General features: G+C 32.1%; 2 protein-coding genes. Both read right to left on the bottom strand.

The features are described 5' to 3' along the window. Nucleotides 1-167: 167 nt before the first annotated feature. Complete coding sequence (tagD, locus tag B2671_RS06290; RefSeq protein ID WP_346869638.1) at nt 168-575, bottom strand: glycerol-3-phosphate cytidylyltransferase; 408 nt, start codon at nt 573-575, stop codon at nt 168-170. A gap of 154 nt (nt 576-729) precedes the next feature. Next, on the bottom strand, nt 730-1,752 hold the full coding sequence (locus B2671_RS06285) for a PTS sugar transporter subunit IIC (RefSeq protein ID WP_346869637.1): 1,023 nt from the start codon (nt 1,750-1,752) through the stop codon (nt 730-732). Nucleotides 1,753-1,776: the final 24 nt, after the last annotated feature.

Below are 1,776 nucleotides of genomic sequence, written 5' to 3'. Positions count from 1 at the left end.
AAGCTAAGAACTCTGTTAATGCAAATCCTATGTATAAAAACTCTAATAATAATTTAACTTTTATCTTTGTGTTTAATTTTCCTTATTTAACTTATACTGCTTTATTTGTATTTTATACAATAAAATAAGGACTAGCAAATCAACAACTAGTCCCATTCTAATGTATGTTATTTTCCTATTGCAACTTGTCCTAGACCTAGCTCCTGTTTTATTTTAGTTGTTGATATTTCAGGAGTTCTGCCTAAATATATAACTTTGCAGTATTCTTTAAGGAAATCAAACTTTCCTTTCCAGTCATCTCCAATTACAAAAGTATCTACATGAAATTCTTTTATATCATTAATTTTTTGTTCCCAATTATTTTCTGGAATAACTAAATCCACATATCTAATTGCTTCTAATAATTTTTTTCTCTCTTCATATGGAAAATAACACTTCTTACCTTTAACTTCATTAAACTCATTTGTTGATAAAGCTACTATTAAATAGTCTCCTTGCTCCTTAGCTCTCTTTAATATGTTTATATGACCATAGTGTAATAAATCAAATGTGCCGTAGGTAATTACTTTTTTCATTATTAAATTCCTCCAAAAAAAATAAATCGCTTTATTTTTTATATTTTGTTTTCTTACTTATTATAATACTCTACACCATAATGAGCAACTATTTGGAATAAAATGCAACAGGGTCAGACCCCCACCCATAANNCTGACCCCGTGGTATTAAATGTTAAATCACATCTGAACCTATTTCAACTTTTTTATATTTTCTTATTACAGTAGTTATTGTAGATCCTAGATATCCAGCTATTATTCCACCGATTATAGCAAAAACAATAGCAAAGATAACATTTAAAGGATTATTAAATCCAAAAGGTGCTAATAACCCTGGTATTGGTGATGCAGTTCCAGGCGCATTATTTATAATGTTAAAATGTGCAGCTGCAATTCCTGCTAATCCTCCACCAAAGAAGTTTGATGCATAGATAGGTAATGCATTAGCTGTTACGATATCTGCTTGAGTTAATGGTTCTAACATTACTGCCATTACATTACTTGAATCACCAAGCTTAAGTCTTTTAAATACCATACCATTTGTGAAGGATCCTCCTACACAAGCTATAGATGCTATTCCCATAGCAAGTCCCTGTAATCCAAGCATCGCTGTCAATGCCATGGAACTTAGAGGCGATGTGCAAATTACTTTAATTATTCCCCCTAATAAAAAGCCCATTAGAAGAGGAGATTGTTCAGCTGCAATAGCTATCATATTTCCTATATTACCTAAGGTAGAATCGACAACAGGTGCTGTTACACCAGCAATGACTCTTGATAAAACTGCAATTACTAAAGTTCCAACAATAACGTCTAATCCCTTTGGTAATTTTTTTTCTAAATATGGTCCAACTAATCCTACTATATAGCCTGCTATAAATCCAGGTAAAATACCATATCCTGCTACTGATACCCCAGCTGCAACTGCATATACTGGGTTTAATCCCATGTTTAATGCTACCAATATTACTGCAGCTACACCTCCCATACTTCCAGAGGCACTACCTACTTCACCTAAGAATTTAACCTTTAATAGATCTCCCCCTATATACTTGTGAATTGCCTCAATTAGAAATGTTGCTACAGCTGCATTTGCAAGTCCAGACATAGCCTTTTGCCCTTTTGGCATTTTTAAACTAAATACTGAAAACATAATTAAACTTAAAATTAGTAATCCCATTCCTTTTATAATTTCCATTTTAATTCCTCCTATTTTTTTCTT

The organism is Clostridium sp. UBA5119, assembly GCF_002414285.1.
In the GTDB taxonomy this organism is placed as follows: domain Bacteria; phylum Bacillota; class Clostridia; order Clostridiales; family Clostridiaceae; genus Clostridium_J; species Clostridium_J sulfidigenes.
The sequence above is the reverse complement of the archived record's forward strand: the minus strand, read 5'-3'. Positions and strand labels throughout refer to the sequence as shown.

Bases quoted from the DNA above. Each gene is read 5' to 3' on its own strand.
- tagD (WP_346869638.1), bottom strand. From the start codon at position 575: ATGAAAAAAGTAATTACCTACGGCACATTTGATTTATTACACTATGGT.
- B2671_RS06285 (WP_346869637.1), bottom strand. From the start codon at position 1,752: ATGGAAATTATAAAAGGAATGGGATTACTAATTTTAAGTTTAATTATG.